This is a genomic window from Streptomyces virginiae (genome assembly GCF_040638905.1).
In the GTDB taxonomy this organism is placed as follows: Bacteria; Actinomycetota; Actinomycetes; order Streptomycetales; family Streptomycetaceae; genus Streptomyces; species Streptomyces virginiae_B.
Window position 1 is genome coordinate 190,812 of record NZ_JBEZYV010000002.1, and the last position, 25,490, is coordinate 216,301.

Consider the following 25,490-nt stretch of genomic DNA (forward strand, 5'->3'; position numbering starts at 1 on the left):
CCCGCGGCCCGGTGTCGCGGCGCGGCCGGGCGGCGGGCGCGGTGAGGATCGGGGCATGGGCGTCGTCCTACCGGTCCTCTTCGCGCTGTTCGCGGCCTTCAGCAACGCGCTGGCCACCGTGCTCCAGCGGCGGGCGGCGCTCACCGTGCCGCAGAGCGAGGGCTTCCGCTTCGGTCTGGTCCTGGACCTGCTGCGCCGGCCCGTGTGGGTCGCGGGCATCCTGGCGGTGATCGCGGCCGGGGCCGGGCAGGCCGCGGCGCTGGCCACGGGCGCGCTGGCCCTCGTACAGCCTTTGTTCGTACTGGAGCTGCCACTGGCCCTGCTGATCGCGTCCCTGCTGACGCGGCAACGGCTGCCGGGGGCGCTGTGGCTGGCCGTGGCGGGGGTGGTGGCGGGGCTCGGGGTCGCGATGGTGGCCGCCTCGCCCGCGGGCAACCGCACCGACGTGCCGGCCGAGCGGTGGGTGGTGGCGCTGCCGGCCTGCGCGGTGATCGTCGCACTGCTCGCCGTCGCCGGTCTGCGACGCCAGCCCGGCCGTTCGCGGGCCGGCTGCCTCGGCGCGGCCACCGCCGTCTGCTACGCGCTCACGGCCGCCCTGATGAAGTCCTCCGTGCACGTCCTCGACGACCACGGCATCGGCGTGTTCCTGACCACCTGGGAGACGTACGCCTTCGGCGCGAGCGGCATCTGCGCCCTGCTGCTGCTCGAACACGCCATGCAGGGCGGCCCGCTGGTCGCCTCGCAGCCCGCGCTGACCCTCGGCGACGCGGGCATCAGCATCGCGCTGGGGGTGGTGCTGTACGAGGAACACCTTCGGTCGGGCTGGTGGTTGCTCCCCGAGCTGCTGGGCGTGGCCCTCGTCTGCGCCGGGGTGTTCGCCCTGGCCCGGGCGGGCGAGGGCGCGCCCTAGGTGTATTGGCCCGCAGGGGGGCCGCGAGCCGGTCGTGGGGGCCGCCGCAGGCGGACGGACGGCGGCGTGTCCCGGTGGCCGGGCCGCCGGCCGGCGACGCCCGGGCCCCTTGACCGTGTACGTGGTCCCCTACCGTGCCGAAGCGAACGCGGGGTGCTGCGCCCGCCTGTACGGCTGCGGCGAACCAGGGCGCCGGCGCCGTTGGGACGGGTGCGGAGTTCGGTGGCGCGCGCCGCGTCGGATGCCGAGGCCCTGCCCACGCGGTCGCGGCGCGGGGCCCGCTGCCGGCGGCTCGGCGGCGCCGGGCACCGGCGTCGTGCCGGAGGCGGCCGGGCGGCCCGTAGGATCGCCCCCTCGGACGGACGGGCCGTGCGGGGAGGGTGGGTGGTGGGTGTGGGTACCAGGGGCAGAGTTCTGGGTGCCGTCGCCGGGGCGCTGGCCGCGGCCCTGACGCTGGGCGGCTGTTCGGGCGAGCAGACTGGGGCGAAGCCGGCCTCGCCGGCTCCCGCCTCGACGCCCGCGACGGCCCCGCCGGCTCCCTCCCCCTCGGAGCCGGAGACCCGGCAGCCGTCCGCCGCCGCCTCGACGCCGGCCGCGGAGCCGAGGCCTTCGGCCACCGGCGGGCCGGCGCCGAGGCGGACCCCGGCGGGTTCGTCGGCCGTCCCGCAGAATCCCAACCGGGGCCCGAACCCGCCGCCGGCGCCGGACCGGCCGCCGCTGCCCACGTGGAAGCCGACGCCGTTCGACCCGAAGGACCCCTCGATCCCGAACTACACGGTGCCGCCGCCCATGCGGTGACAGACGGGCCCTCCCGTCCGGAGAGCGGCGCCGGCCGGCCGTGGGACGGGCCCCGCGTTCGTCCTCCGGTGTCGCGCCCAGGGACGGCATCTGCACGCACGCCGAGAGCACGATCGCGTCCGCGTCGGACTACTCCAGCGCCCGTGCGAGGCCCGGCAGGCGGGCCGGGTCGTGGGCGACGACGTCGAGGTTGTCCCGGATCTCCAGGGCTTCGTAGTCGACTACGTCGATGCCCTCGTGGGTGAGGTGGTCCACGACGGTCCGCGTGAGCGGCCGCATGTAGGGCGCCAGCAGGGCGATCTTGCGGGCGCCGATGGTGTGCAGCCCGTGGACGAGGGCTCCGGCGCTGGTGACGACGGGGGCGGGGGCGCCGTTCTCGGCGGTCCGCACGTGCAGGCGCCGCTCGGAGGTGCGGTGGTAGCCGAGGCCCATGCTCATGATGGCGACCAGGCAGGCGTAGCCGAGTACGTCGACCCGGGAGTTCACCGCCCAGTTCGGACGTCGTCAGCTGGACGATCAGCAGCCCGCGGCCACTCTCGGACTCCGGGTCGACCTGCGTGCGGGGGGCCGGCAGCCGCGGCAGGCCGGCCCCCCGGTCGGCGACGTCGAGCCGCAGCCAGCCGGCACCGAGGGCCGTCCTGGAGCCGGACTTCACGGACGCGGGCGACGGCACGTGGAAGACGACCGTGAAGGTGGTCCTCCGGCCCGCCGCCCGGGGCGGCGACATCCAGGCCGTCAGCGCCGGCCGGATCGCCGTCAGCCCGATGAACGGCGACTGGAACACCGGTCCGGCCGATCAGGCCGTCACTTCCGCCCTCATCGCAGGCCTGCGCCCGTAACACCCCGGGAACCGGATGAAACGGTACTGGGGTGCGTTCGCGCGCTTCGGCACCCCGGTCGTGCCGGACCCGGCCGTGTGGCCGCCGACGGGCACAGGTACCGGTACCGTGCTCACCCTCCACCCGTCGGCGACGCGGACGACCACGTCGTCCGGGGCCGACCACCGGTGCGCCTTCTGGCGGACCCAGCCGGCCCGCCCGCTCTGAGCAGGACTCCCGTCCCCCTATAGGATCTTGGTCTCGGGAAGGGGGACCGGATGGACCGGCACATTCGCACCATGGAAGACGTACTGCGGCTCATGGACGGCCTGTTCGCACCGGAGGCCGACCGCTGGACCGCCGACGGCGCGTCGTGGTGGGACGGCTTCTACGCGGACCGCTCGAAGCCGGTGCCTTTCTTCGTGGCGAAGCCGGACGAGAACCTCGTCTCGTACCTCGACCGCGGCCTGATCGCCCCGGGGCGCGCCCTCGACCTGGGCTGCGGCCCCGGGCGCAATGCCCTCCACCTCGCCTCCCAGGGCTTCGAGGTGGACGCGGTCGACCTGTCGCCGGAAGCCGTCTCGTGGGCCGAGGAACGCGCCCGTGAGGCGGGGGCGGACATCCGCTTCCACTGCGGGGACGCCTTCACGCTCGCCTCCAGCGCGCTCAGCGGCCCGTACGACCTGATCTACGACTCGGGCTGCTTCCACCACCTGCCGCCCCACCGCCGCGTCAGCTACCTCGCCCTCCTCGACCGGTCACTGGCCCCCGGCGGGCACCTCGCACTCACCTGCTTCGCGTCCGGTGCGATGGGCTCCGAGCTCCCGGACGAGGCGTTCTACCGCGAGGCCGGCCTCCAGGGCGGTCTCGCCTACACCCCGGAGTCCCTGCGCGGGATCTTCGCCGACCTGACCGAAGTCGAACTGCGCCGCATGAACGACGAGCCCGCCGCGTCCCCCCTCTTCGGCGAGCCCTTCCTCTGGACCGCCCTCCTCCGCCGCCCCTCCGACATGCCCTAGGCGGCGGCCGGACTGCGGCGACTACGACGACGGCGGCGGGTCAGGACGGAGGCGGTGGCGGCGAGGGCCACGGCGGCCGCGGAGACCGTCAGCAGCCAGACCGGGATGCCGTCCCCCACCGTGAGCAGCTCGTTGCGGTAGACGGCCCGGCGGTACGGGGTGTCCTTCGCCGTCGCACGCAGTTCGTGGTCGGCGTCGATGCGGCCGGGATCCGGGAACTCCTGGTCGATCGCCGTGAGGAACAGCGGCTTTCCGTCGGTGAGCGCGGCCAGCGGGCCGTCCTTCGGCTCGATGGTGCCCGCGAAGGTCACCTTGGGTGCGGAGCCGCCGATGGTGGTGGCGGGCTCCATGCGGTGGTCCGCCAGTACGTACAGGCCGAGTGACTGCGGCGTCTTGGCCATGCGGGAGAGCCGCATCGGGTAGACCAGCCGGTCGCTGTCGAAGCGGATCTTCAGCGGGTCCAGGTCGCCGCGGAGCACCTTGCCCTTTCCGGCGTCGCGCGGCGCGAGGCGTATCGCCACGTACTCCCATTGCTGGTCGACGTACGGCTTGACCTCGGTGGTGAGTCGGTCGGGCAGCTTGAAGCCGTTGCTCTCCAGCCAGTTCTTGAGGGCTTCGGGGTCGGTGGCGGTCAGCCGGGCCACGTCGAAGTCGCCGAGCTGCTCGCGGCCGACGACCCCGACGGGCGGTGCGGCGCCCGGCGCCGGGGCGCCCGCGCTGTCGCCGGTGACGCGGGAGAAGGGCCAGTCGCCGTTCCGCGGCCAGAAGTAGGTGCGGGTCTTGCGCTCGGGCCGGGTCAGCTGGCGCAGTTCGTCGAACATGTCGCCGTCGCCCAGCTCCACCGTGGCACGTCCCGGCACCGGCATGATCCAGGCGGCCCGCTGAGCGTTCCCGCCGACGGTGAAGCGCATGACGATCTGTTCCGTACGGCCGTCCCAGCGCACTACGGAGGTCTCCCGGTCGACGCCGATGGCGGTCTTGCCGTCGGGGATCATCGCCCCGCATCCGCAGGCGTAGGCGGGGCTGACGAGCGAGCCCACCTGGGTCGCGAGCAGGGCGAACAGCAGAAAAAGGATCCTTCGTTTCATCCACACGGGTCTCAGACGGCCGATCGTGTGATCCGGTTCCGCCCCCTGTCGCTGCGCGATCCGGCCTGGCTCATACTGTGGCGCATGAGGGGGAGTGAGAAGCAGCCGCATGCTCTGCGGCGCCAGAGCGCGCTACCGCGCAGCCCGATGGTTCCGGACTCAGTGGTGGCGGAGATCGCACGGCACGACTGGGAGGGCATGGAGTGCGGCTGCGGCCGTTCCGCGGGCCATCTCGTGGACGCCGTGCGCGACGCCGCGGAGGGTCATCCCGCCGCGTTCCACGCGCTGGAGGGCCATGTCTTCTTCGGGCAGCAGCTGAAGCCGCCGGCTCCGGCGGTGTGCGCCGTGCTGATGGCGGTGTGGTCGGCGCGGCCGCCCCGGCGGGCGACCCGCGAGGCGCTGCTGTGGACCCTGCTGGCCCTGCTGTGCACGGTGGACGACGGCGGCACCCACGAGGCCGGGCTGCACGGGCAGTGCGCCGCCTTCATCCGTACCGGTGTGGACGGTTTCCGCCTCGAACTGGCCGCCGTCCCCGGTTCGGGTACAGCGGCGTACGCGGAGGGGATCCTGCAGATCCTCGGCCTGCCGGCGTCCTGACGCCCCACCCCGCTACGAGGTCCCGCCGTCACGCCGTCACGCCGTGGCGCGTACGGTCTCGGCGACCGCTCCGGGCAGCCAGTCGGCGACCCGGCCGAAGGTGAAGCCCAGGTTCCCGGCCCGGCCGTTGTCCATGGCGTAGGCGCGGTCGAAGGAGAAGGGTGAGGCGTCGGCACCCGCCTCGACGACCCGGTACCTGGGCCGCCGTCCGAGCCGTTCCGCGACGGTCGCACAGAGCTCGAGGACGTCCGGGGCGCCGTGAGAGGCGGCGTTGACGGGCCCGGTGAAGGTCTGCCGCGAGGCCCAGTCGAGGAACTCGGCCATCTCCAGGTGGTGGATGAAGGAGGTCCCGTACGGGGCTTCGTGAACGTCGACCGGCCTCGCGGCGCCGATCCGCTCGACGTAGTGGGCGAGGCGCCCGGTGAACTCCGCCCGGCCGCCCCCGAGGACGTGCGCGGTCCGCACGCAGACGTAGGGGAAGGCAGGCTCGCGCAGGAAGACGGCCTCGGCCCGCCGCTTCCCCTCCGCGTACGCGTAGGCGTCGGTGTGCGCGGGGCCGGGCGGCTGGCGGCCGGGAAGGGGCGGCGTGAGCGGCTGGCGCGTGGGGTCCAGGGCCTCCTCGGTCACGGGCGCGGTGTGCGGCGCGGAGCCGGCGGGGAGGGTGGCCGGGTCGTACACCTCCATTGTCGAGGTCATCACGTAGCGCCCGGTCCGGGCGGCGAACACCCGGCGGGCGACGGCGGCCTGGAGCGGTGTGTAGCAGACCTGGTCGACGACCACGTCGAAGTCGCGTCCGCCCAGGGCCTCCCGCAGCCCGGCTTCGTCGTCGCGGTCGGCGAGGAGCCGGGTGACGCCGGCGGGGGGTGGGGCGCCGGCGCCCCGGTTGAGGACCGTGACCAGGTTCCCCGCGTCGCGCAACCGCGTGACCAGGGACTTCCCGAAGTACCGGCTTCCACCGATGACAAGAATCCGCTTCATGCGTCCCACTCTGGCGTTGTATCGTCCCCAGCGGAACCGACCAGCTGCTGAACGGGTCGTAAGGAAAACTGATGATCGATGTGCAGCGGTTGCGCGTCCTGCGTGCGGTGGCCGAACACGGCAGCTTCAACAAGGCGGCCGGAGCCCTGCTGCTGACCCCGTCGGCCGTCTCCCAGCACATCGCGGCGCTGGAACGCACCCTCGGCCATCCGGTGGCGCTCCGCAGCACCCGCGGTGTCACGCTCACGGAGCCGGGCCGGCTGCTCGTCGAGGCGGCGGAGACGATCACCGCCGAGCTGGACCAGGTGCGCCGTGCGATCGACCGGCTGACGCAGGAGCGGCCGCGGCTCACCGTCGCCACGTTCACCAGTGGCGGCCGGCATCTGCTGCCGGGGGCGCTCTCCCGGTTCGTGAAAGCACATCCGGAGGTGGAGCTGACGGTGCTGGAGAGCGAACCGGAGGACGCCGTGCCGATGGTGCGCGGCGGCGCTGCGGATCTCGCTCTGGCCTACCACTTCGACGGGCCGCCGCCGGTGGGGCCCGGTGGGCGCCGGGACCTCGACTGGCGGCCGCTGACGGAGGACCCGCTGTGGGTGGTGCTGCCGCGCGGCCACCGCCTGGCCGACCGGTCCTCGGTGGACCTGGGCGAGCTGTCCGCCGACCGGTGGGTGTTGGGCTGCCTCAAGACGGAGGCGTTCCTGCGCCGATACGCGGAGCTCGCCGGTTTCGACCTGCGCGTGGGGGCCTCCACCACCGACTACTTCTTCGCCCAGACACTCGTCGCGGCGGGGGTCGGCGTGTCGCTCGTGCCCCAGGTCGCGCTGGCCGGCGCCCCGGAGTCGGTCGCGGTCCGTGTCGAACCCCCGCGTCCCGCCCGGCACATCGGCCTGGTCCTGCCGCGCCGGCGTCGCGCGAACCCCCGCACCGAGGCACTGGCCGAAGCCCTGGCGTCCGCCGCCGCCACAGCCACCACAGCCACCGCCCCGCAGACCGGAGCCCGTTCCTGAACCCCCTCCTGTGCGGCCTCGCCGCCAATCCCGCCCTGCCGCCCGAGCTGGTCGACCGGCTGATCACGCTGGCCGTGGCGACACCCGAACCGTCCGACCGCTTCGACCCCTCCGGCCACTTCGTCGACGTGCTGCTCTGGCACCTGGCCGAGCGCACCGACCTCGACCCCGCCCAAGTGGCGGCCCTGGCCTCGCGCGACGAGGACACCGTCACGCGGCGCGCCCGCGACGGCCTTCTGAACGCCGCCGACGTGGACCCCGCCCTGTGGCCCCTCGCTGCCCTCGCGCTCCTCGACGAGGGCCGGGGCCTTCCGCAGTGGGCCCGCCGGTTCGCCGCGGCCCCGGACCCGTCGCTGCGCTGGCGGCTCGCCTCCTGCCCCGGGCTGCCCCCGGAGGTCGAGGACGCCCTGGCGGCCGACCCCGACCCCGGTGTGGCCGCCGAACTCGCGCTGCGGACGACGTCCGCACCGGTGGCGGCCCGCCTCGCACGGCACCCGCACGCCGAGGTCCGACGGGCGGTGGCCTGCAACGAGACCGTACCTCCCGCCGCGCTGGCCGCCCTGCTCACCGGCGACGGCCTGGAGCCCGCCCGGTCCTGCCTGGTCTGCGACAGCCGGGAGACACCCTTCACCCACCACCCCTACTGCCCCAACACCGACTGCGACCTGCTGCCCGGCGCCGAATGCGACGGGTCGCACGGCTCGACCCTCCAGGAGACGTGGCAACGCGCCCTGTCCAACCCCGCCACTCCCCCGGCAGCCGCGGCCGCCTTCGCGGAACATCCCTCGACGCTCCTGAGGTGGGCCGTCGCCGAACACCCCGGTCTGCCCGGACACGTCTACGCGCGCCTCGCCGAGGACCCCGTGCCCGGGGTACGGGCCTCGGTCGCGCGGAACCCGGGGACCGGCCCCAAGGTGAGCCGCCTCCTGGCCGCCGACCCCGACGTCGAGGTACGGCGGGCCGTGGCGCAGCATCCCCGGGTGCCGTTCGACCTGCTGGCGCAGCTGACCCCCACGACCCGCCTGGGCCCGCATCCGCTGCCGCGGATCTCCGCCGCCAGCGGGGAGGAGCTCAAGGAGGCGGCCGCATCGGCGCACGGGCGCGTACGCAGGCTCGTGGGGCAGCGGCACGACCTGCCGCCGGAGTTGCGCGACGCGCTTTCAGCCGATCCGGACGCCTCGGTGGCCAAGGCCGTGGCCCCGCACCCGGGGCTGTCGCCGGGCCGGCTGCGAGCCATGGTGGCGTTGCACGGTGCACAGGTCCTCGCGGGGGTCGCGGCCAACCCGGACGCGCCCGCGGACCTACTGGCGGAGCTGGCCCGGCACGAGCCGCCGGTACGGCGGGCGCTGCGGGAGATCGCCTCGCACCCGAACGCGACCGCCGAGGCGCTGCTGCCCTGCCTGGCCGACGGGAAGTCGCGGGTGCGCGCCGCCGCCCACCCGGCGCTCCCGGCGGCGGTCGTCGTCGAACTGCTCGACGATCCGGAGCGGGAGGTGGTGGAGGCGGCAGCCGGCAACCCCTCACTGCCGCCCGCCGTGATGGCGCGACGGATGACGATCGCCGTGGCCCTTCACACCGAATAGGCGCCGCAATTGCGGATGTGGCCGGTGACCGGGGCTTCGTAGGCTGCCCCCCGGTACGTGATCACACGAGGATCTCGGCCTCGGGTCACCCGGACATCCCAGGAAGGAGCCGCGGATGCCACGCAATCCCCGCAAGGCCCGGCGCATCGTCGTGGACGGGGACGCCTACACGCGGTCGGTGCGCCACTCCCACAGCAGACCGGGCGGCCCCGACCGCGACTGCTGCGAGACGCTCACCGTCCACCTGACAGGGGCTCGGGGGCACTTGCGAATCGTCTTCCGGGAGGGCCCCGGCAGGCTGGTCCCGACCGGCTACCCGATGGTCTCCGGGGAGGTGTCCTTCACCACGAGCGAGTCCCTGTACCTGCACGAACCCGGTACCGTCCGGGCCCTGATGGAGGAGGCCCGGGCCCTCGGGTGGCGTCCCGACGGCCCGTCGGGCATGGAGATCGACGGCTGGACCCTCTTCGAGGCCGTACTGCGCAGGCGCACGGCCGACTCCTCTCGCCCTCCCGCCCCGCAGGGTGATTCCGTCACCTCCCCGGGCCGGGGGTCGTTAGGGCCTGGGGGTTGACTCGGGGGGCGAAGGGATGGCGGTATGCGGCAGTTTCCTCTGGAGATGCACCACGTGGCACCCGGCAGGGTGGTCGAGTGGCGGCTCAGGTCCACCGCGGCGGAAGTCGACGGGCCGGGCGATCCGGCGAGCCGGAAAGCGTCCTTCAACCAGGACAAGCACTTCACCGTCGCCGAGGAGAGCCGGGCCGCCGACGACCCCGTCGCGTCCTGGGTCGCGGTCACCTTCGAGGTGACCGGTCCGATGGACGAACGGGCCCTGGCCCAGGCCCTGCTCTCCTTCGTCCAGCGGCACGAGGTCCTGCGCTGCGCGTTCCGGCGGCTGGCCGGTGAGGTGGCCTGCGAGCCCTTCGCCCCCGCCACGCTCACCCTCGACCCCGAGCACGTGGGCACCTTCGAGGAGGCGGGCGTGCTGAGCGACTTCCTCGTCGAACGGTTCAAGCGGAGCATCGACACCCTGTCCTGGCCGCTGTTCATCATGGGAGCGGTGGTCCGCGAGGACTCGGCTACCGTCTACCTGGCCTTCGACCACATCGTCTGCGACGGCATGTCGATGCCCATCGTCGCCCGCGAGGTCCTGACCGCCTACGAGGGCCTGTGCCGCGGCGAGGCCGTCGAACTGCCGCCCGCGCCCAGCTATCTCGACTTCGCCGAGGAGCAGCGCCGCCGCTACCTGGCCATCGACGCCCGCGACGGCCGTCTGGACTACTGGAAGGCCTTCATGGGGCCCGCCGGCGAGTTCTTCCCGCGCTTCCCCCTCGATCTCGGCGTGGAGACGGGCCGTATGTACCCCATCGTCAACGAGGCGTCGATGCTGCTGGACGCCGGTGAGGCCGAGGTCTTCGAGAAGACCTGCCTGTCGGTCGGCGGCAAGCCGTTCATGGGCGTGCTCGGCTCGGTGGCCGTGTGTCTGCGCGACGCCGGCGGGCCGGGCGTCTACCGGGGCTTCATGCCGGTCAGCGAACGCGGCCGGAGCACCTGGACGAATTCGGTGGGCTGGTTCGTCAACACCCTGCCGATCGAATTCGACGCCTCGCCCGGTCGGGACTTCACCCAGGTGATGGCCTCCGTCCGGGCCGGGTTCACCGAGATGATGAGCCATCTCGACGTGCCGTTCGTCCGGGCGTGGGAGTTGCTGGCGCCCGAGGAGTTCGCCGCCCGCTCGTGGCCGTACCCGGTGAACTTCTTCTCGTACATCGACATGCGCAAGTGCCCGGGCGCCGAGCGCCACGACGAGTGGCGGCCCACCACCCACGTGTGGTCGGCGCGGGCCAACGGTGCCTGCTCGTGGTTCCAACGCGACACGGACGGCCTGCACATGAACTCCATCTACGTCGACACCCCCGCGGCCCGCCGGACGATGAGCGACTTCCAGGAGGCGCTCCGGCTGACGGTCCAGGAGGTTGCCCGTTCCGGCGGTTTCCGCAGGCCCGTCGCCCTGACGCCGCAGCGCCGGCCGGTACGGGGGACGCCGCTGGACGTGGCCGCGTTCGCGCGGCGCGGCTGAGCCGGAGCTCCTGAGCGCGGCTCAGAGGCGGGCCGCGCGCCGCAGGAGCAGGGTGCGTTCCCGCTCGTTGCGGGTGAGCGAGGCCGCGCGCTCGAACTCGGCCCGGGCCTCGCGCGGCCGGCCGAGGCGCTCCAGCAGGTCGCCCCGTACGCTCGGCAGCAAGTGGTAGGCGTTCAGGGCCGGTTCCTGTGCCAGGGCGTCGACGAGCGGCAGGGCGGCCGCCGGTCCCTCGGCCATCGAGACCGCCACCGCCCGGTTGAGCTCCACCACCGGTGAGGGGGTCAGCTGGACCAGCCGCCCGTAGAGGGTGGCGATCGCGGCCCAGTCCGTGTCCTCGTAGCGGACGGCGGCCGCGTGGCAGCCGGCGATGGCGGCCTGGAGGGCGTACGGGCCGCTGCCGGCCCGGCTCATCGCCCGGGCGCCCCTGGCGATGAGCAGGCGGTTCCACCTCGCCCGGTTCTGGTCGGCGAGCAGCACCGGTTCGCCGTCGGGCCCGGTTCGGGTGGCGATGCGGGACGCCTGGAACTCCAGCAGCGCGGCGAGGCCGTGAACCTCGCCCTCCTCGGGCATGAGGGCCGCCAGCACGCGGGCCAGGCGCAGGGCGTCCTCGCAGAGGGCGGGCCGGACCAGGTCGTCCCCGGAGGTGGCCGAGTAGCCCTCGTTGAAGACCAGGTAGATGACCTCCAGGACCGAGGAGAGCCGTGCCTCGCGGTCGGCCCCGGAGGGGACTTCGAAGGGCACCGCGGCCTTGGCCAGGGTCCGCTTCGCGCGCACGATGCGCTGGGCGACCGTGCTCTCGGAGGCGAGGAAGGCGCGGGCGATCTCCTGGGTCGTCAGTCCGCCGATCAGGCGCAGGGTGAGCGCGATGCGGGCTTCGGTCGCGAGGACGGGGTGGCAGGCGGTGAAGACCAGGCGCAGCAGGTCGTCGTCGATGTCGTCGGGTTCGGCCGGTTCCGGGGGCGGCGGTTCGTCCTCCAGGGTCCGGCCGACCTCGGCGAGCTTGCGCGCGTACGTCTCCTTGCGGCGGACGAGGTCGATCGCGCGGTGCTTGGCCGTCGCCATGAGCCAGGCGCCCGGACGGTCCGGGACACCCGACTCGGGCCATTGCTCGAGGGCGGCGACGAGGGCGTCCTGTGCGATCTCCTCGGCGATGCCGACGTCCCGCACGATGCGGGTGACGCCGGCGATGATCCGCGCCGACTCGATCCTGAACACCGCTTCGACCGCCCGGGCCGTATCCACTGCCGTCACGGCCACCCATCAGAGCAGCCGTGACGAGGCAGGGCAAACGCGGCACGAGCGGGCGGGACCCCCCTCCCCGGATCACATCTCCTGGATCTCCCTGACCTCGGCGCTGACGTTCCATTCCGCCGGGTGGATCTCCAGGAACCGCCTGGTCCACTCGATGGCCTCCGCCTTGTCCTTGCACTGGCTGAGGGAGTAGCCGCCGACGACCTCCTTGGTCTCGGTGAAGGGGCCGTCCGTGTAGCTGATCTTCCCGCCGGACCAGCTGAGACGGGTCGCTTCGGAGGTGGGGAGCAGTCCCGCGGTGTCGAGCATGACACCGGCCTTGGTGATCTCCTCCAGCAGGGCGCCCATGCGCTGCTCGAACTCCGGCGGGAACTCGTTGGGGGGAAGGTCCTGCTCGTTGATGCGGATCATCGTCAGGAAGCGCGGCATGGTGACTCCTCGGTCGCGGGGGCGGGGTCCTTCCCCGCCTCTCACCCTTGCGTCGAACGGGAGGCGCCCGGATCGACAGCTGTCCGGAAATACTTCGAGGAATTTTTCGCGGTGGCCACCGGGGGACTCCGGCAGGCGGTGCGACGGACGTCCGGCGGGCGGTGCGAGGACGCCCGGCGGGCGGTGCGGCGGACGCGGGGCGCGCGGTGCGGGCGGTGCGCGGGGCCTGCGACGGGGCCGGTCAGCGGCTGTCGCCGGTCCAGTCCCAGTGCCCCGGGTCCCCCGCCCTGCGGCGGTAGTGGGCCCGGCCGCCTGCGCCGTAGCGTCCTATCTCCGTGGGGAGGCGGGCCTCCTCGTCGAGCCGGCGCGCGCTCCAGCCCGTGATGTCCAGGAGCAGCCCGTCGAGCGGGCCGCCGACGAGTTCGCCGTAGACGTGGCCGGAGCGCGGGCCGGGGTCGGGGTCGTCGTGGTCGGCGCCGTAGACCCGGCGCCGGAGCATCCTGTCGTCCATGCTGATCAGCTTCACAGGCGGCACTGACAACGGCCCGGCGGCCGCCCGCCCGGACGGCGGCGATGATGGGTGCCGCGCTCCCGGCGGAGGGGCGCACGAGCGAGGAGCGTCACGCATGGCACATGGGGTGCACCGGCCACAGGAGGACGAGGAGTTCGACTTCGTCCTGTCGATGACGACGGGACCCGTCCTCGCCTACTTCTGCGGCACCTGGCCCAAGGCGGTGGAGGCCTGCCGTGCGATGGACGCGGTCGTCGGCGAGCTGGCACGGGAGTACGGGACGCGGTTCACCGCCGTCCGCACCGACATGACCCGCTGCCCCGGGGCGACGAGGCGCTACGGCGTGACCGGTGCGCCGACCGCCGTGCTCATCGAGGAGGGCGAGGCGGTCGCCAGCCAGGCGGGCCCGATGAGCCGCGAGGAGTTCCGGGCGTTCCTCGACTCCCACCTCTGACTCCGGGGAGCGTGCCGGCCGGGCGGCTCGGAGCGGGGTCGCGGGTCTGCCCCCGCGCGGAGCGACGGGGCCGGCCACGGGACTTCCTGTACAGTTGTCCAGGAAACTGCTTCCCCTGTCCCCTACGCCCGAAGTGGAGACGGCCATGCAGACGGTCGCTCAGATCCTGATCGGCCTCGTGGCCGCGCTGCACGCGTACTTCCTGGTCCTGGAGATGTTCCTGTGGCAGCGGCCACCGGGCCGGGCGCTGTCGGGGTTCGACGCGGACACCGCCCGGCTGACCGCGCCGCTCGCCGCCAACCAGGGCCTCTACAACGGCTTCCTCGCCGCCGGCCTGGTCTGGGGGCTGGTCATCGGCTCGCTCGCCACGCAGGTCTTCTTCCTCGTGTGCGTGGTCGTGGCCGGCGTGTTCGGGGCCGCGACCGCCAACCGCCGGATCCTGATCGCCCAGGCCGTACCGGGGGGCCTCGCGCTCGGCGCCGCGCTGCTGGCCGCATGAGCCCGGAGGATCCGCGCACGGCCCGGACGAAGGCGCGGCTGCGCGAGAGCCTGCTGGCCGAGTGCGCCGACCGGCCGCTCGCCGAGGTCAGCGTCTCGGCGGTGGTCCGCCGGGCGGGCGTCGGCCGCGCCACGTTCTACTTGCATTACGAGGACCTCACGGCGCTCGCCGTCGACGCGTGCGCGGACGTCGTGCACGCGGCGGTCGACGCCCTGCACGCCTGGCAGCCCGGCCCCTCACCCCTCCCCCCGGCCCGCCCTCCGGCGGCACTGGCCGAGTTCCTGGCGGGGGCGGCGGAGCGGGCGCCGCTCTACCGGACCCTGCTGCTCCCCGGCGGCGGCGGCCCGCTCGGCGACCGCCTGCACCGGGAGCTGCGCGCCCGCGCGCGCGCCGAACGCGCGGCGGTGGGCGCCCCTCAGCCCGAGCTCGCCGCCTCGGCGGTCGCCGCGGCCTTCACCGGGGTGCTCGCGGACTGGCTGCACGGTGGGATCCCGTCGGATCCGGCAGCGCTGGCCGACGCCCTGTGGCGGCTGCTCCTTGCCCTGCACCGGGCCGTCGGGCCGGGACAGTCCGGCAGGTGACAGGCCGCGGACGCGACCGGCCCCGCACGCGACAGACGCGGGACGCGGAGAACCCCGCCGGTGGACCGGCGGGGTTCCGTTTAGCGGCACGGCTCGTGGTGGCGGCTACCCGATGGGGACCACGTTGTCGGCCTGGGGACCCTTGGGGCCCTGGGTGACGGTGTAGTCGACCCGCGCGTTCTCCTCCAGCGACTTGAAGCCCGTGGCCTGGATCGCGGAGAAGTGCACGAACACATCAGGACCGCCGTCGTCCTGCTGGATGAAGCCGAACCCCTTCTCCGAGTTGAACCACTTCACGACACCTGTTGCCATCTTGCTGATCCTTCACAACGGTCCACTGCGGGCCGCACACGCGGCCGTCTCGATCCTGCCCAAAGCTCCCCCACAGCACACGCCGGACGCGGCCAACCGGGGGCGCGTCGCATATTCGAACTTGCGGCCGCCCTGTCCGCGATACGGGGGCCCGCCCCGCTCCTACGGGGTCAGCGCCCCCTCTTCCGCGACCGGCAGCACCGCCGGAGAGCGGGATCCGGCGGCGGCCGGAACGGCCCGGCGGGGTCCGGCGACGCGGCAGCCCAGGCAGTCGGCGTGCCCGGTGCGGGCCGCGGGGTCCCGGACGCGCCAGTCCCATTCGGCTTCCGGGCGGGGGCCGCTCGGCTTGCCCCACCCGGCGAGGTGCAGCAGCCAGGTGACGAGCCCGGCCAGGACCACGACCCCTAGGCCGATCAGGATCCCGGGAGCCCACCCCGCGCACAGAGCGGCTCCCGCTCCGGCGAAGCCCAGTAGGGCCAAAGTGGTGCCGGTCCAGCCGGCCACCGTGTGGCCGAGGTCGACGTGACCGTGCGCGCTCATGGTTCTCCCTGGTCGGAGGGGCAGCAGTAGGCTCAGAAGGGGAGATGCTTATTTCGCAAGGTAAGTATCTCACTCGCTAAGTAACTTAGATGCTAAGGAGTATTTGCGTGCAGGGCAAGCCCCGCCCCGCGGCCACGGCCGCGGAGGCGCTTTCGCGCATGGACCAGTTCGTCGCCCTCGGCATCGTCGGCCAGCAGGAGGTGGCGCAGCGGCTGGGCCTCAACGTCACCGACCTGACCTGCCTCGGGCACGTCCTGGGCGCCGGGGAGACCCCCCTGGCCGCCGGTGACCTGGCCGAACTGGTGGACCTGACCACCGGCGCCGTCACGGGCGTGCTCAACCGCCTCGAAAAGGCCGGATACGCGCGGCGCATGCCCGACCCCGCCGACCGGCGCCGGGTGCGGGTGGTGGCGGAGCCTGCCGCGGCCGCCCGGGTCTTCGCCGTCTACCAGCCGTTCTACGACCGGCTGGGGGCGCTGTTCGCCGACTACACCCCCGATGAGATCGCCGTGATCGCCGACTGGTTCGAGCGTGCGGCGACCGAGGTCCGCGCCCACTGCGCCCAGGTGCGCTCCGGCGAACTGGACGCCCCGGCGGGTCCGCACCCCGCTGGTACCATGGGCGGTTGACCATCTCCTTTCCTTCTTCTCTCCGTACTTCGAAAGGTCCTGCATGAGGAACCCGTCAGCTCATGGGCGCTTCGGTGTGAAGGGCGGTGCCAAGGCCGGTTCCAAGACCGCCGCCAAGGCCCCCCGGAGCCTCGGGCCGCAGGGTGAGTTCGCGATGCCCGAGCCGAAGTCGCCGGCGCTGGCGCCGGTGGAGTCGTTCTCCGAGCTCGACCTGCCCGTGGAGCTGGCGGAGACCATGGCCTCCCTGTCGGTGACGCAGCCGTTCCCGATCCAGGCCGCGACGCTCCCCAACGCCCTCGCCGGGCGTGACGTCCTCGGGCGCGGCCGGACAGGCTCCGGCAAGACCCTCGCCTTCGGCCTGGCGCTGCTCGCGCGGACGGCGGGCCGGCAGGCCGATCCGAAGCGCCCGCTGGCGCTGGTCCTCGTACCCACGCGCGAGCTGGCGCAGCAGGTGACCGAGGCGCTGGAGCCGTACGCGGCGGCCCTGCGGCTGCGGATGGCCACGGTGGTCGGCGGGCTGTCCATCGGCCGGCAGGTGAGCGCCCTGCGGGCCGGGGCCGAGGTCGTCGTGGCCACCCCGGGGCGGCTCAGCGACCTGGTCGGACGGCGCGACGTGCACCTGGAGCGGGTGCGGATCACCGTGCTCGACGAGGCCGACCAGATGTGCGACATGGGCTTCATGCCGCAGGTCACGGAGATCCTGGACCAGGTGCACCACGCGGGCCAGCGGATGCTGTTCTCGGCGACCCTGGACCGCAACGTCGACCAGCTGGTCCGCAGGTACCTGAAGGACCCGGTCTCCTCGTCCGTCGACCCGCAGGCGGGTGCGGTGACGACGATGGACCACCACGTGCTGCACATCCACGCGGCCGACAAGGTCTCGGCGGCGACCGAGATCGCGGCCCGTGACAACCGGGTGCTGATGTTCCTCGACACCAAGCACGGGGTCGACCAGTTCGTGAAGCACCTGCGCGCGATGGGCGTACGGGCCGAGGGGCTGCACAGCGGCAAGTCGCAGCCGCAGCGCACCCGGACCCTGGCCCAGTTCAAGGCCGGGGCCGTCACCGTGCTGGTCGCGACGAACGTCGCGGCGCGCGGCATCCACATCGACGACCTCGACCTCGTCGTCAACGTCGATCCGCCGGCCGACCACAAGGACTACCTGCACCGCGGCGGCCGCACCGCCCGGGCCGGCGAGTCCGGCCGGGTCGTCACCCTCGTCACCCCGAACCAGCGCCGGGACATGGTCCGCCTGCTGTCCGACGCACGGATCCGGCCCACGATCACGCAGGTGCGCTCCGGCGAGGCGGCGCTCAGCCGGATCACGGGCGCGAAGGCCCCCTCCGGGGTGCCGCTGGCCGGCTCCGCGCCGACCGACGCCACGGGCAGGCCGTCGGGTACGGAGCTCGGTTTCCGCGGCATCGGCACCCGGCCGGGGCGGCCCGGGAAGGGCAAGGAGTCCCGCAAGACGCTGGAGGCCCGTCAGCAGGCCGAGGCCCGCCGCGCGGCGAGGGTCCGCCGCGGCATCTGAGCCCCCGGCGGGCCCGCCGCGCCGCTACAGGCCTGCGGTCGGCCCCGGCCGGCGGGTCAGCCGCGTTCGAAGGCGTGGGAGTGGCCGATGACGTGGAAGCCGCGGCGCTCGTACCAGTGGCGCGGCCAGTCCGTCGCGTCGGCGGTCAGGAAGCGGGTCTCGCAGCCCGCCTCCGCGGCCAGGTGCAGGGCGGTGTCCACGACAGCGCCCGCGTGGCCGCGGCGGCAGTGGGCTTCCGAGGTCATCAGGTCCTCGATCTGGGCCGTACCGGCGGCGGGATCGAGGTAGAGGTCGGCCCAGGAGGCGACCTCGCCGCCCTCCGTGCGGGAGCCGATGAAGCGGACGTCGTCGGCGCCGCGCAGGCGCGCCTCGCGCCGGTCGACGAGCTGGCGCACGACCTCGCCGTCGACGTCCGGGAGGATGCCGCGCCAGCGGGTGGTCAGCGGGCCGCGCAGGGCGTCGAGGCCCACCTCCTGAGCGGCCGCCCTGGCCGGCACCTGGCCGGTGTGGAGCATCACCAGATAGGTGGAGTGGGTGTAGCCGGCGTGGACCAGCGGTCCGGCGCACGCCCGCGCGGTCTCGTCGTCGAGCACGGAGACCAGGCGGTGCGGCAGGTGGCCGAGGGCCTCCTCAGCGATGGCGGGGAGCGCCTCGGGGTCGACGTCCGCGTCGATGACGACCTGGTTGTTCGCGCGGGACTGCGCGAAGGCGTCGTCGTAGGCGGCGAACCCTCCGGGCAGCCCGACGGTACGGGCCGCCTGGCGGCGGGCGAAGGCCGCCATGAAGCGGTTGATGCGGGAGAGGTGCGCGCTGGTCATCCGGGCAGCCTAACGGCTGTCCCGTAATCCCCGGAGGGGCGAGGACGCGCGGGTCAGCGTGACGCGACACCTGAGCACATGACAACGCAGCACCGCGAGCCGGCCAACGACTCCCGAAGCACCCTTCAGGCGGCCGGGTTCTGGGCAGGGCAACCGCCCCCGTACTCGTTCGCGCAGATCGGATTACCCTCCCTGTCGCTGAGGTGGAAGCAGTGGCCGTAGGCCCACACCGTGATCGAATCGGGCCGATGCTCGACCTCGAACGGCTCGTTGCCAGAGAACGTCCCACCCCAAGTACCTTCTCCCGCGGGCGAGTGGGTGACCAGGATGCAGGTCTCCTTCGGCTGGATCCGGTGGATGTCCGCCCAGGGCTCCACGGTCAGCTCCAGCAGGTCCTCGCCGTCGTTGCCGACCACCAGCCGCGCCGTTCTCCCCGCGAACACTCCAGAACCCCCACTCGACCTTGCGCCGTCATGCGCGCCACTGCTCAAGATGCAGGCGCACACAGCACGATCCTCACACGTTTGAGACCACGAGCCATCAAAGGACCTTGTCAGGACAGAGCGCTCTTTCAGGGGGCGTCCTTCAGTTCGAATCGTGGGACGACGGGCCGTCTGCGCAGGCGCTCGGCGGCGGCGTTGCGGACGCGGCGGGTACGGGCGTCCGCGGCGAGCAGCTCCAGGGCCTCGTACGAGCCGAGCAGCCGGACCGCGGTGCGCTGGCACCAGTCGGACGCGCCGGTCAGCTCGGCGGCGGCCCAGGGCTCGCCGCAGCTGACCGCCTTGAGCAGGCTCCACTCCCGCAGCCGGCGCTCGGGGAAGGCGCGGTCGGCGAGCACGCCGGACATGGCCCGCGCCCAGGCGGTGAACCCTTCGTCGGCGAGCAGGCCCGCCGCCCGGCGGTCGAGGTGGGTGACGACCGCGCTCTCGGCCATCACGCGGTCGGGGTCGCGCAGGACGGCGGCCACGACCTCCGCCTCGACGGTCTCGCCGGGCGTCGCGGCCAGCGCTTCGAGGTGGCGGGCGTAGCGCCAGTGCTCGGGGGGCGTGTCGGAGTCGGGGGCGGGGAGGCTCATGGGGCGACGTCCTCGCGGACGTGTCCCGCCCAGCCGCCGTCTGCGAGCGGCTCCCAGTCGGTCCGCACGGTCCGCCCGTGATGGCGGCGTGCGATGCCGGCCACGGTCGCGGCGGCGATGTCCTTGGCCTGTGCGGCGTCGACGACGGACGGGTCGGGCCGACCGCAGCCGACACCCGTGATCGACATCGCCCAGCCCCCCACCACCGGCAGGACCAGAACCCCCGTCGGCATGCCTATGGCGGGTCGCCGTTGCTTCTTGCCTCTCCGCATGGCACCCATTCCACACGACCGCCGTAGAGGGCCGGTGGTCAGGGTGCCGGATCGCATTCGGCACTCTCGTCCGGTACCTGCTGGGCCTGGACTTCGCAGGGCGCCGTCAGGAGGGGAGCGCCATCAGGGCCTCCGCGCCGACCGGCCGGTAGCCGGCCGCCTGGAAGGCGCGGATGCTGCGCGCGTTGCCGGCGGCCTGCTGGGACCAGACCGGCTGTCCGCCGGGGACGAGGTGGCGGGCGGCGCGGGCCAGTTCCCTTCCCAGCCCGCGGTGCCGGACGTCCTCGTCGACCTCGATGGCCGCCTCCCAGCGGCCCGCGACGCCGCGGCCGAGGACGAGGACTCCCCCGTCGGCCGACCAGACCCGTACGTCGTGACGGCGGCGCAGGGCCCTGCGTACGCGCGGATGGTCGGGGTCCGTCGTCTCCCGGAGCTCCAGCGCGGGCCGGCCGGGCAGCGGGCCGGCGACGGTGAGCAGGTCGATGGTGTCGGTCCGGCGTCCGGTGCGGTCCAGCAGCGCGGCCAGGAAGCGGGGGTTCATGGTGGCGGCCAGTGCGTCGCAGTCCAGGGCGGCGAGGGTGGCCAGGACCCACTCCGGGTCCTCGTCGGTGAACACGACGGAATGCGCGGTGAAGGCGAGGACGCCCGCGTCGCGGCGGTGTTCCTGCGGAACCACGGTCGTGCCGCCATCGGGTGGCGGGAACCGGCCTTCGGCCGCCGCGTCCAAGATCTGGGTCAGCGTACTGCCCATGCCGTCAGACCTCCTCGAAGCGGAAGGACTTGATGAAGCAGTCGCGGGACCGCCGGCCGGCCTGCGCGCTCCTGGCGGCGTAGAAGGCATCGTGGACGTCGTGGGCGTCGTGGGCGTCGGACCGGTCGTGGCCGGCCCCTCCGCAGCCGGACACCAGGGCGAGGGTGTCCGGCTCGGCCGACTGCTGCAGGTGCGGCAGGAACGCCTTGGTGGCCAGTACGGTGCCCGCGGCGCCGGGGGCGAGGGCGTCGACGCCGTCCTCGTCGGAGGCGGACAGCAGGTCGGTGCCGTGCTGGTAGCGGGAGCCGTTGCGGACGAGTACGTCGACCACGTCCGTGCCGGCGGCCTCCGCGGCTGCGAACTCCCTCACGGGGGCCGGGTCGGTGAGGTCGCAGGCGTGTGCGGAGGCGTAGGCGCAGGCGTGGACGCGGTCGGCGTCGTGGCCCTGCGCCATGATCCCGTCGCGGACGTGTCCGGTGGCGGTGACGACGACGCGGTGGTGTGCGAGTGCCAAGTCTGCGCTCCTGATTCGTGGTCCGTACACATGATCTCAGGTGCGGTACGCGGCAGTTCGGGTGGGGCGGACGAGCAGTACGGAGGGCCGGGCTCCGGGCGACCGCCCGCGCCCGCCGGCTCTCCGTGCCGCGGATCAGCCCTCGCGGGTCTCGTGCGCCTCGTACCCGCCGGCCCCCTGGCTGGTCTCGTGCTGCGGCTCGGGCAGTGGCGCGCCGGTCTCCAGCAGGGTCTTGAGGCTCGACGCGAGCATCGGCCAGGCCCGCCCGCACATGCCGATCAGGGTGCCACCCGGCTGGAAGCCCTCGTGGAGGATGGTCAGCCGTGCGAGGGTGTCGCCGACCGGCTCGATCTCGTACGTCACCTTCGTGCGGGGCTCCTTCGCCAGCTCGGACCGGAGCTCCTCGTCGATCCCGACCGCGGCGGCCCACTGCGGGCTGAAGGTGTGCCAGGTGTAGGACAGCAGGCGGTCGGGGACGCAGCCGAGGACGAGCTGGCCGGGGTCGCTGGTGCGATTCCCCCGCTCGATCCAGTCCATCGGCGAGCCCACCGACCAGTCGGTCTCGAAGCTGAGCCCCCAGTACCGGCGGGTGAAGGCGGGGTCGGTGAGGGCCTGCCAGACCCGGGAGGGATCGGCCTGGATGTAGAGGGTGTAGGTGATCGCGCTGTCGCTCATGGCCCCATGCTGCGGGACCGCGGACCGCGGACGACGGATTTCACGGTCACGGCGGTGGCGGGCGGTCCCTTCGGCCGGTCACCAGCGCAGGCCCTCCTGGGGGAGTTCGGTGAGCGGGGTGCGGGCCGGTGCGGGCAGGCCCAGACGGGTGCGGGCCGCGTGGACGGCGGTGAGCTCGTCCTCGCCCGCCGGGCCCCAGTCGCTCAGTTCGCGGACCTGCTCCGGGGTGGCCAGCAGGCGGGCGTACGCCGGATCCGTGGCCGGCGGGAGGCCGGTGAGGCGAGCCGCGACGCGGGCGTGCGCGCCCTCCTCGCCGTGGCGGTAGCCGAGCGGGGCGGATCCCGTGGCGGTCGCGGCGGCCGGGGGCGGGAGGTGGGCGGCGCCGGTGGCCCGGGCGATCAGGAGCAGGACCCGGCCGTCGGGGGCGAACAGCCAGCCGGAGAGGTCGTGCACGGGCCGCTGCGCGGGGACCGGGCCGCCCTGCCAGGCACCGCGCTGCGGGATCCGGCGCGCGCGGAGCACACCGAGCCGGTCGAGGGCGGTCGGTGCGGTGGGGCGGCCGTCCTCCAGGAGGGCGGCGCCGGAGCCGTTGATGCGGGCGCGCAGCGCGGACAGGGCACGGCGGGCGTCGCCGGGGTCCATCAGGGCGGGCAGGTCGGCCGGCTCGGCGAAGTGGATGCCGGTGATCTCCTGCGCCGGGAGCCGGACGGCGTCGATCCGGTCCGGTGTCCAGGTCCCGCCGTCGTAGACGTGCAGGATCTCGCCGGGGAACCGCATCTCCGGGGGGAAGCCGGGGGTGTCGGCGGGGATCCAGTCCACGGCCAGACCGCGCGGGTAGCGGCCGTCGACGCCGAGCTCCTCGCGCAGCTCCCGGGCGGCCGCCGCGGACGGCGCCTCGCCGGCGTCGATCGCCCCGCCGGGGAGCATCCGGTCGGCGCGGTAGTCGACGCTCTGGAGGAGGATCCGGCCGTCGGTGTCGGTGACGAGGACGACGGCCGCGGTCCAGACCGCGGCCCGGGAGGCGCCGTACTCCTCCGGGGTCATCCAGGTGCCGGCGCCGCACTCACGGTCGTCGGTCGCGCTGTCGTCGGTCGCGCTGTCGTCGGTCAGCTGCGGCATCGGGGCTCCGTTCACCTGGGTGGACCCGTATGGACCCGCCGCCTGTGCAACAGCGGGCACGGCCCGCGGGTTACGGCGGGCCGTACAGCCGGGGGCGAGGACCCGCTTTGCCACCGCTATACCTCCTTATTACTTGGTTATGTCGCCGTTGGTACCGTGCCGGAGCGGACTGGCGGCATGAACACCGCCGGTCCGACCAACTTCAGAGCGGGAACGGCAGTGGCGGGGACAGCGGTGGGAACAGGGGCTGGGGCTGGGGCAGGAACGGGGGCAGGTGCCGGGACGGGGGCGACGGCGGGCAGCCGGACCGGCGGCGGCTCCGGGCGGCTGGCCGGGGTGGACGCCGTGCGCGGCATCGCCGTCCTCGGCATGTTCGCCGTGCACGTGGGCCCCAGCCCGCAGCCCGAGGGCGCCGGCTACCTGCTCGTCGCCGCCGACGGCCGCGCCCCGGCCCTCTTCACCCTCCTCGCGGGCTTCTCCCTGGTCCTCGCGCAGCGCGGCACGGACCCCGCGCGGCGCCCCGAGGGCTGGGCGGCGCGGTGGCGTCCCCTGCTGATCCGCTGCGCCGTCCTGGCCGTACTCGGCCTGTACCTTGCCTCGTTGTGGCCCGGGATCCTGGTGATCCTGGCCTTCTTCGCCGTGTACTTCCTGGCCGCCGAGCCCTTCACCCGGCTCTCCACGCCGGTGCTCACCGCCGTTGCGGGTGCGTCGGTCGTGGTGGGGCCGCTGCTGTCGTTCCTGCTGGGTCCGCTGTTCGGGTACGGGTCGTCCGGGCGCGGCCTGGTCCCCGAGGCCGGGGATCTGACCAGCTGGCCGGGGCTGGGGGCGGTGGTGTGCGAGCTGCTGCTGACGGGGGCGTATCCGCTGGCCACGTACTTCCCGTACGTCCTGGCCGGGATGGCCCTCGCCCGCCTGTGCGACGTGCGGGAGCGGGTGACGGCCCGGCGGATGGCCGTGTGGGGCACGGCGGCCGCGGTCGCCGGGTACGGCTCCGCCTGGCTGGCCGGCCACGTTTTCGGGACCCGGCAGCGGCTGCTGGAGGCGATAGCGGTCCACCACCCGGAGGCAATGGCCACCGCCGACCCCGTACGGGAGGTGCTGAGCAGCCAGTTCGGCGCCGTGCCCAGCACCTCGTGGGACTGGCTGCTGCTGGCCGACCCCTACAGCCAGACCCCGCTGGAGACGTTGGGCAACGCGGGCGTGGGGTGCGCCCTCGTCGGCCTGTGCGCACTCGCCGCGCGGCACGCGGCCGGCGCCCGCCTGCTGCGGCCGCTCACGGTGCTGGGGGCGATGGCGCTGAGCGCGTACGTCGTCCACGCGCTGGTCCTGGCCGGCCCGGCGCACGGCGCCGCGTCCTGGTCGGCGTGGATCGTCTTCAGCGGCGCGGCGCTGGCGCTGACCTGGGTCTGGCAGCGGATCTGGGCGGACAGCCCGCTGCGCCGCGGCCCGGTGGAGCACGCCCTGCGGCTGGCCACGCAGGTCGGCGGCCGGGCATAGCGCCGGGCGCGGCGTCCGTAGCCGTGCGCGTCGGTCGTGCCCGTCAGTCGTGCAGGCGGACGGGCATCAGGATCGAGAAGGCCTGCTCGGTGTCGGTCCGGCGGATCGCCAGCGGCGCCGTGGGGGCCCCGGCCTCGACGACCAGCTCTTCGCGGCCGGCTGCGGCGAGGGCCTGCAGCAGGAACGTGCGGTTGACGGCGACCTGGTCCGGGCCGTCACGGCCGTCCTCGCAGACGGTCACCACGCCGTCGACCACCTCGAGCACGCTGATGTCGCAAGGCGCGCCGTCCGGCTCGCGCACCTCGCTCTCGCGGACGGGGCCGGTTTCCACCGCGTGCCGGAACGCCGGGACGTCGACGCGGGCACGGCGCCCCGCGGGCAGGCGCACGAGGCGGCGGTAGTCGGGGAAGTCGTGGTCGAGGCAGTGGCCGGCCGCTTCGTGGCCCTCCGTCCGCAGGGCCACGCGGTCGCCGTCCACGGTGAGCCGGACGGCGGCGTCGTCACCGAGCAGGGCCCGCATCGCGTCCGTGAGCCGGGACGGCACGACGACCTGGACACGGGGTCCCCCGTATCCGGCGGTCACGACCCGTGCGACGGCCATCCGGTACCGGTCGGTGGCCACGACCCGGAGCTCCTCGCCGTCGATGTCGAACAGGACACCGCCGAGCACCGGCAGTTCCGGGTCGGTGCAGGCGGCGAAACGCACGGCGTCCAGCGCCTCTGCGAGCTCTGGTGCGCGGGCGGTGAGCCCGACGGTGGCGGTGCGGAGCGAAGTCATGCGGTTCTCCCTGCGTTCGAGTAGTGCTCGGACCGCGGAGAACTCGTCGCGGGCATTCGCCAGCCCCGTTTCGAGACGGCGCAGATGCGCCTGGAGCAGGCCCCGCACCAGATCGGTGTCCGCACCGGACCAGCCGGCCAGCACCAGGCGGATGTCCGCCAACGGCATGCCCGCCCGGCGCAGCCGGGCCAGCACCCGTGACTCGTCGAGCTGTTCGGGGCCGTACCAGCGGTAGCCACTGGCCGGATCCACCCGGGCCGGGACCAGCACGCCGGCACCGTCGTAGAACCGGAGAGCACTCACGCCCAGTCCGCTGTCCCTGGCCATCTCGCCGATGCTGCGCATTTCGTTCTCCACACCCGGAACTCTGCGCCCT

The 25,490-nt window shown here is 73.9% G+C and carries 31 protein-coding genes; 14 read left to right on the forward strand and 17 right to left on the reverse strand.

The window, feature by feature from the left end:
- The first annotated feature begins 55 nt into the window (after positions 1 to 55).
- Positions 56 to 910: a DMT family transporter gene (locus tag AB0F82_RS04335; protein WP_362623868.1), complete on the forward strand. Its 855-nt coding sequence runs from the start codon at positions 56 to 58 to the stop codon at positions 908 to 910.
- Between the two features lie 927 nt (positions 911 to 1,837).
- On the opposite strand, the gene AB0F82_RS04340 is transcribed toward AB0F82_RS04335, so the two are convergent.
- Positions 1,838 to 2,194, reverse strand: coding sequence for a hypothetical protein (locus AB0F82_RS04340; RefSeq protein WP_362623871.1), 357 nt, complete (start codon positions 2,192 to 2,194; stop codon positions 1,838 to 1,840).
- A 200-nt stretch (positions 2,195 to 2,394) separates the two neighbouring features.
- Here AB0F82_RS04340 and AB0F82_RS04345 point away from each other — a divergent pair, with 200 nt between their 5' ends.
- On the forward strand, positions 2,395 to 2,547 hold the full coding sequence (locus tag AB0F82_RS04345) for a hypothetical protein (protein WP_362623874.1): 153 nt from the start codon (positions 2,395 to 2,397) through the stop codon (positions 2,545 to 2,547).
- Between the two features lie 257 nt (positions 2,548 to 2,804).
- The gene (locus tag AB0F82_RS04350) at positions 2,805 to 3,545 is read left to right on the forward strand and encodes a class I SAM-dependent methyltransferase (RefSeq protein ID WP_362623877.1); all 741 of its coding nucleotides are present in this window, start codon (positions 2,805 to 2,807) and stop codon (positions 3,543 to 3,545) included.
- Here AB0F82_RS04350 and AB0F82_RS04355 read toward each other — a convergent pair.
- The gene (locus tag AB0F82_RS04355) at positions 3,542 to 4,633 is read right to left on the reverse strand and encodes a DUF2330 domain-containing protein (protein ID WP_362623880.1); all 1,092 of its coding nucleotides are present in this window, start codon (positions 4,631 to 4,633) and stop codon (positions 3,542 to 3,544) included. The genes AB0F82_RS04350 and AB0F82_RS04355 overlap by 4 nt on opposite strands.
- Before the next feature lie 147 nt (positions 4,634 to 4,780).
- Between AB0F82_RS04355 and AB0F82_RS04360 the strand changes: the two genes are divergently transcribed.
- A complete protein-coding gene (locus tag AB0F82_RS04360) occupies positions 4,781 to 5,230 on the forward strand; it encodes a hypothetical protein (protein WP_362623883.1) in 450 nt (149 codons plus the stop codon).
- Between the two features lie 36 nt (positions 5,231 to 5,266).
- Here AB0F82_RS04360 and AB0F82_RS04365 read toward each other — a convergent pair whose 3' ends face one another.
- Complete coding sequence (locus tag AB0F82_RS04365; RefSeq protein WP_362623886.1) at positions 5,267 to 6,208, reverse strand: NAD-dependent epimerase/dehydratase family protein; 942 nt, start codon at positions 6,206 to 6,208, stop codon at positions 5,267 to 5,269.
- 71 nt (positions 6,209 to 6,279) lie between these two features.
- On the opposite strand from AB0F82_RS04365, the gene AB0F82_RS04370 reads away from it, so the two are divergent.
- The 4 genes from AB0F82_RS04370 to AB0F82_RS04385 all read left to right on the forward strand — a co-directional run bounded on the left by AB0F82_RS04370 (position 6,280) and on the right by AB0F82_RS04385 (position 10,878).
- Positions 6,280 to 7,215, forward strand: a complete 936-nt coding sequence (locus AB0F82_RS04370; protein ID WP_362623889.1) for a LysR family transcriptional regulator — start codon at positions 6,280 to 6,282, stop codon at positions 7,213 to 7,215.
- 74 nt (positions 7,216 to 7,289) lie between these two features.
- The gene (locus AB0F82_RS04375) at positions 7,290 to 8,798 is read left to right on the forward strand and encodes a hypothetical protein (protein ID WP_362623891.1); all 1,509 of its coding nucleotides are present in this window, start codon (positions 7,290 to 7,292) and stop codon (positions 8,796 to 8,798) included.
- A gap of 115 nt (positions 8,799 to 8,913) precedes the next feature.
- Positions 8,914 to 9,372 carry a hypothetical protein gene (locus AB0F82_RS04380; RefSeq protein WP_362623894.1) on the forward strand — a complete coding sequence of 153 codons (459 nt, stop codon included), beginning with the start codon at positions 8,914 to 8,916 and terminating at the stop codon, positions 9,370 to 9,372.
- Positions 9,373 to 9,396: 24 nt separating this feature from the next.
- Entirely contained in the window at positions 9,397 to 10,878 is a 1,482-nt protein-coding gene (locus AB0F82_RS04385) for a condensation domain-containing protein (protein WP_362623897.1), read from the forward strand.
- Between the two features lie 21 nt (positions 10,879 to 10,899).
- Here the strand turns inward: AB0F82_RS04385 and AB0F82_RS04390 are convergent, their stop codons facing one another.
- The 3 genes from AB0F82_RS04390 to AB0F82_RS04400 all read right to left on the reverse strand — a co-directional run bounded on the left by AB0F82_RS04390 (position 10,900) and on the right by AB0F82_RS04400 (position 13,069).
- On the reverse strand, positions 10,900 to 12,120 hold the full coding sequence (locus AB0F82_RS04390; RefSeq protein WP_362624396.1) for an RNA polymerase sigma factor: 1,221 nt from the start codon (positions 12,118 to 12,120) through the stop codon (positions 10,900 to 10,902).
- Positions 12,121 to 12,201: 81 nt separating this feature from the next.
- Positions 12,202 to 12,558 carry a YciI family protein gene (locus AB0F82_RS04395; protein WP_030654218.1) on the reverse strand — a complete coding sequence of 119 codons (357 nt, stop codon included), beginning with the start codon at positions 12,556 to 12,558 and terminating at the stop codon, positions 12,202 to 12,204.
- A 241-nt stretch (positions 12,559 to 12,799) separates the two neighbouring features.
- On the reverse strand, positions 12,800 to 13,069 hold the full coding sequence (locus AB0F82_RS04400; RefSeq protein ID WP_356814389.1) for a hypothetical protein: 270 nt from the start codon (positions 13,067 to 13,069) through the stop codon (positions 12,800 to 12,802).
- Between the two features lie 115 nt (positions 13,070 to 13,184).
- Between AB0F82_RS04400 and AB0F82_RS04405 the strand changes: the two genes are divergently transcribed.
- From AB0F82_RS04405 to AB0F82_RS04415, 3 genes are all read left to right on the forward strand, one after another.
- Positions 13,185 to 13,523: a thioredoxin family protein gene (locus AB0F82_RS04405; protein ID WP_356814388.1), complete on the forward strand. Its 339-nt coding sequence runs from the start codon at positions 13,185 to 13,187 to the stop codon at positions 13,521 to 13,523.
- Between the two features lie 145 nt (positions 13,524 to 13,668).
- Positions 13,669 to 14,022, forward strand: a complete 354-nt coding sequence (locus AB0F82_RS04410) for a DUF1304 domain-containing protein (protein ID WP_356814387.1) — start codon at positions 13,669 to 13,671, stop codon at positions 14,020 to 14,022.
- Positions 14,019 to 14,603: a TetR/AcrR family transcriptional regulator gene (locus tag AB0F82_RS04415; RefSeq protein ID WP_362623902.1), complete on the forward strand. Its 585-nt coding sequence runs from the start codon at positions 14,019 to 14,021 to the stop codon at positions 14,601 to 14,603. Before AB0F82_RS04410 ends, AB0F82_RS04415 begins: the two co-directional genes overlap by 4 nt.
- 105 nt (positions 14,604 to 14,708) lie before the next feature.
- Here AB0F82_RS04415 and AB0F82_RS04420 read toward each other — a convergent pair whose 3' ends face one another.
- Together AB0F82_RS04420 and AB0F82_RS04425 are read right to left on the reverse strand one after the other, a co-directional pair.
- On the reverse strand, positions 14,709 to 14,915 hold the full coding sequence (locus tag AB0F82_RS04420; RefSeq protein WP_356814385.1) for a cold-shock protein: 207 nt from the start codon (positions 14,913 to 14,915) through the stop codon (positions 14,709 to 14,711).
- Positions 14,916 to 15,077: 162 nt separating this feature from the next.
- On the reverse strand, positions 15,078 to 15,455 hold the full coding sequence (locus AB0F82_RS04425; RefSeq protein ID WP_362623905.1) for an HGxxPAAW family protein: 378 nt from the start codon (positions 15,453 to 15,455) through the stop codon (positions 15,078 to 15,080).
- A 107-nt stretch (positions 15,456 to 15,562) separates the two neighbouring features.
- On the opposite strand from AB0F82_RS04425, the gene AB0F82_RS04430 reads away from it, so the two are divergent.
- Together AB0F82_RS04430 and AB0F82_RS04435 are read left to right on the forward strand one after the other, a co-directional pair.
- Positions 15,563 to 16,084 carry a MarR family transcriptional regulator gene (locus AB0F82_RS04430; RefSeq protein WP_362623908.1) on the forward strand — a complete coding sequence of 174 codons (522 nt, stop codon included), beginning with the start codon at positions 15,563 to 15,565 and terminating at the stop codon, positions 16,082 to 16,084.
- A gap of 43 nt (positions 16,085 to 16,127) precedes the next feature.
- A complete protein-coding gene (locus AB0F82_RS04435; RefSeq protein ID WP_390078723.1) occupies positions 16,128 to 17,615 on the forward strand; it encodes a DEAD/DEAH box helicase in 1,488 nt (495 codons plus the stop codon).
- 56 nt (positions 17,616 to 17,671) lie between these two features.
- On the opposite strand, the gene AB0F82_RS04440 is transcribed toward AB0F82_RS04435, so the two are convergent.
- The 8 genes from AB0F82_RS04440 to AB0F82_RS04475 form a co-directional block, all read right to left on the reverse strand.
- Positions 17,672 to 18,433: a GNAT family N-acetyltransferase gene (locus AB0F82_RS04440; protein ID WP_356814382.1), complete on the reverse strand. Its 762-nt coding sequence runs from the start codon at positions 18,431 to 18,433 to the stop codon at positions 17,672 to 17,674.
- A 125-nt stretch (positions 18,434 to 18,558) separates the two neighbouring features.
- A complete protein-coding gene (locus AB0F82_RS04445) occupies positions 18,559 to 18,849 on the reverse strand; it encodes a hypothetical protein (RefSeq protein WP_362623911.1) in 291 nt (96 codons plus the stop codon).
- Between the two features lie 155 nt (positions 18,850 to 19,004).
- Positions 19,005 to 19,508 (reverse strand): hypothetical protein, encoded by a 504-nt coding sequence (locus AB0F82_RS04450; RefSeq protein WP_362623914.1) that lies wholly within the window; start codon positions 19,506 to 19,508, stop codon positions 19,005 to 19,007.
- Positions 19,505 to 19,741 carry a hypothetical protein gene (locus tag AB0F82_RS04455; protein WP_362623916.1) on the reverse strand — a complete coding sequence of 79 codons (237 nt, stop codon included), beginning with the start codon at positions 19,739 to 19,741 and terminating at the stop codon, positions 19,505 to 19,507. Before AB0F82_RS04455 ends, AB0F82_RS04450 begins: the two co-directional genes overlap by 4 nt.
- 145 nt (positions 19,742 to 19,886) lie before the next feature.
- Entirely contained in the window at positions 19,887 to 20,531 is a 645-nt protein-coding gene (locus AB0F82_RS04460; protein ID WP_362623917.1) for a GNAT family N-acetyltransferase, read from the reverse strand.
- Between the two features lie 4 nt (positions 20,532 to 20,535).
- Positions 20,536 to 21,045 carry a hypothetical protein gene (locus tag AB0F82_RS04465; RefSeq protein ID WP_362623920.1) on the reverse strand — a complete coding sequence of 170 codons (510 nt, stop codon included), beginning with the start codon at positions 21,043 to 21,045 and terminating at the stop codon, positions 20,536 to 20,538.
- Positions 21,046 to 21,180: 135 nt separating this feature from the next.
- The gene (locus AB0F82_RS04470; RefSeq protein WP_356814376.1) at positions 21,181 to 21,720 is read right to left on the reverse strand and encodes an SRPBCC domain-containing protein; all 540 of its coding nucleotides are present in this window, start codon (positions 21,718 to 21,720) and stop codon (positions 21,181 to 21,183) included.
- Positions 21,721 to 21,798: 78 nt separating this feature from the next.
- Positions 21,799 to 22,839, reverse strand: coding sequence for an NUDIX domain-containing protein (locus tag AB0F82_RS04475; RefSeq protein ID WP_362623923.1), 1,041 nt, complete (start codon positions 22,837 to 22,839; stop codon positions 21,799 to 21,801).
- Between the two features lie 345 nt (positions 22,840 to 23,184).
- Here AB0F82_RS04475 and AB0F82_RS04480 point away from each other — a divergent pair, with 345 nt between their 5' ends.
- Positions 23,185 to 24,336 carry a DUF418 domain-containing protein gene (locus AB0F82_RS04480; protein WP_362623925.1) on the forward strand — a complete coding sequence of 384 codons (1,152 nt, stop codon included), beginning with the start codon at positions 23,185 to 23,187 and terminating at the stop codon, positions 24,334 to 24,336.
- Positions 24,337 to 24,379: 43 nt separating this feature from the next.
- On the opposite strand, the gene AB0F82_RS04485 is transcribed toward AB0F82_RS04480, so the two are convergent.
- Positions 24,380 to 25,459, reverse strand: a complete 1,080-nt coding sequence (locus AB0F82_RS04485) for a MerR family transcriptional regulator (RefSeq protein WP_362623928.1) — start codon at positions 25,457 to 25,459, stop codon at positions 24,380 to 24,382.
- Positions 25,460 to 25,490: the final 31 nt, after the last annotated feature.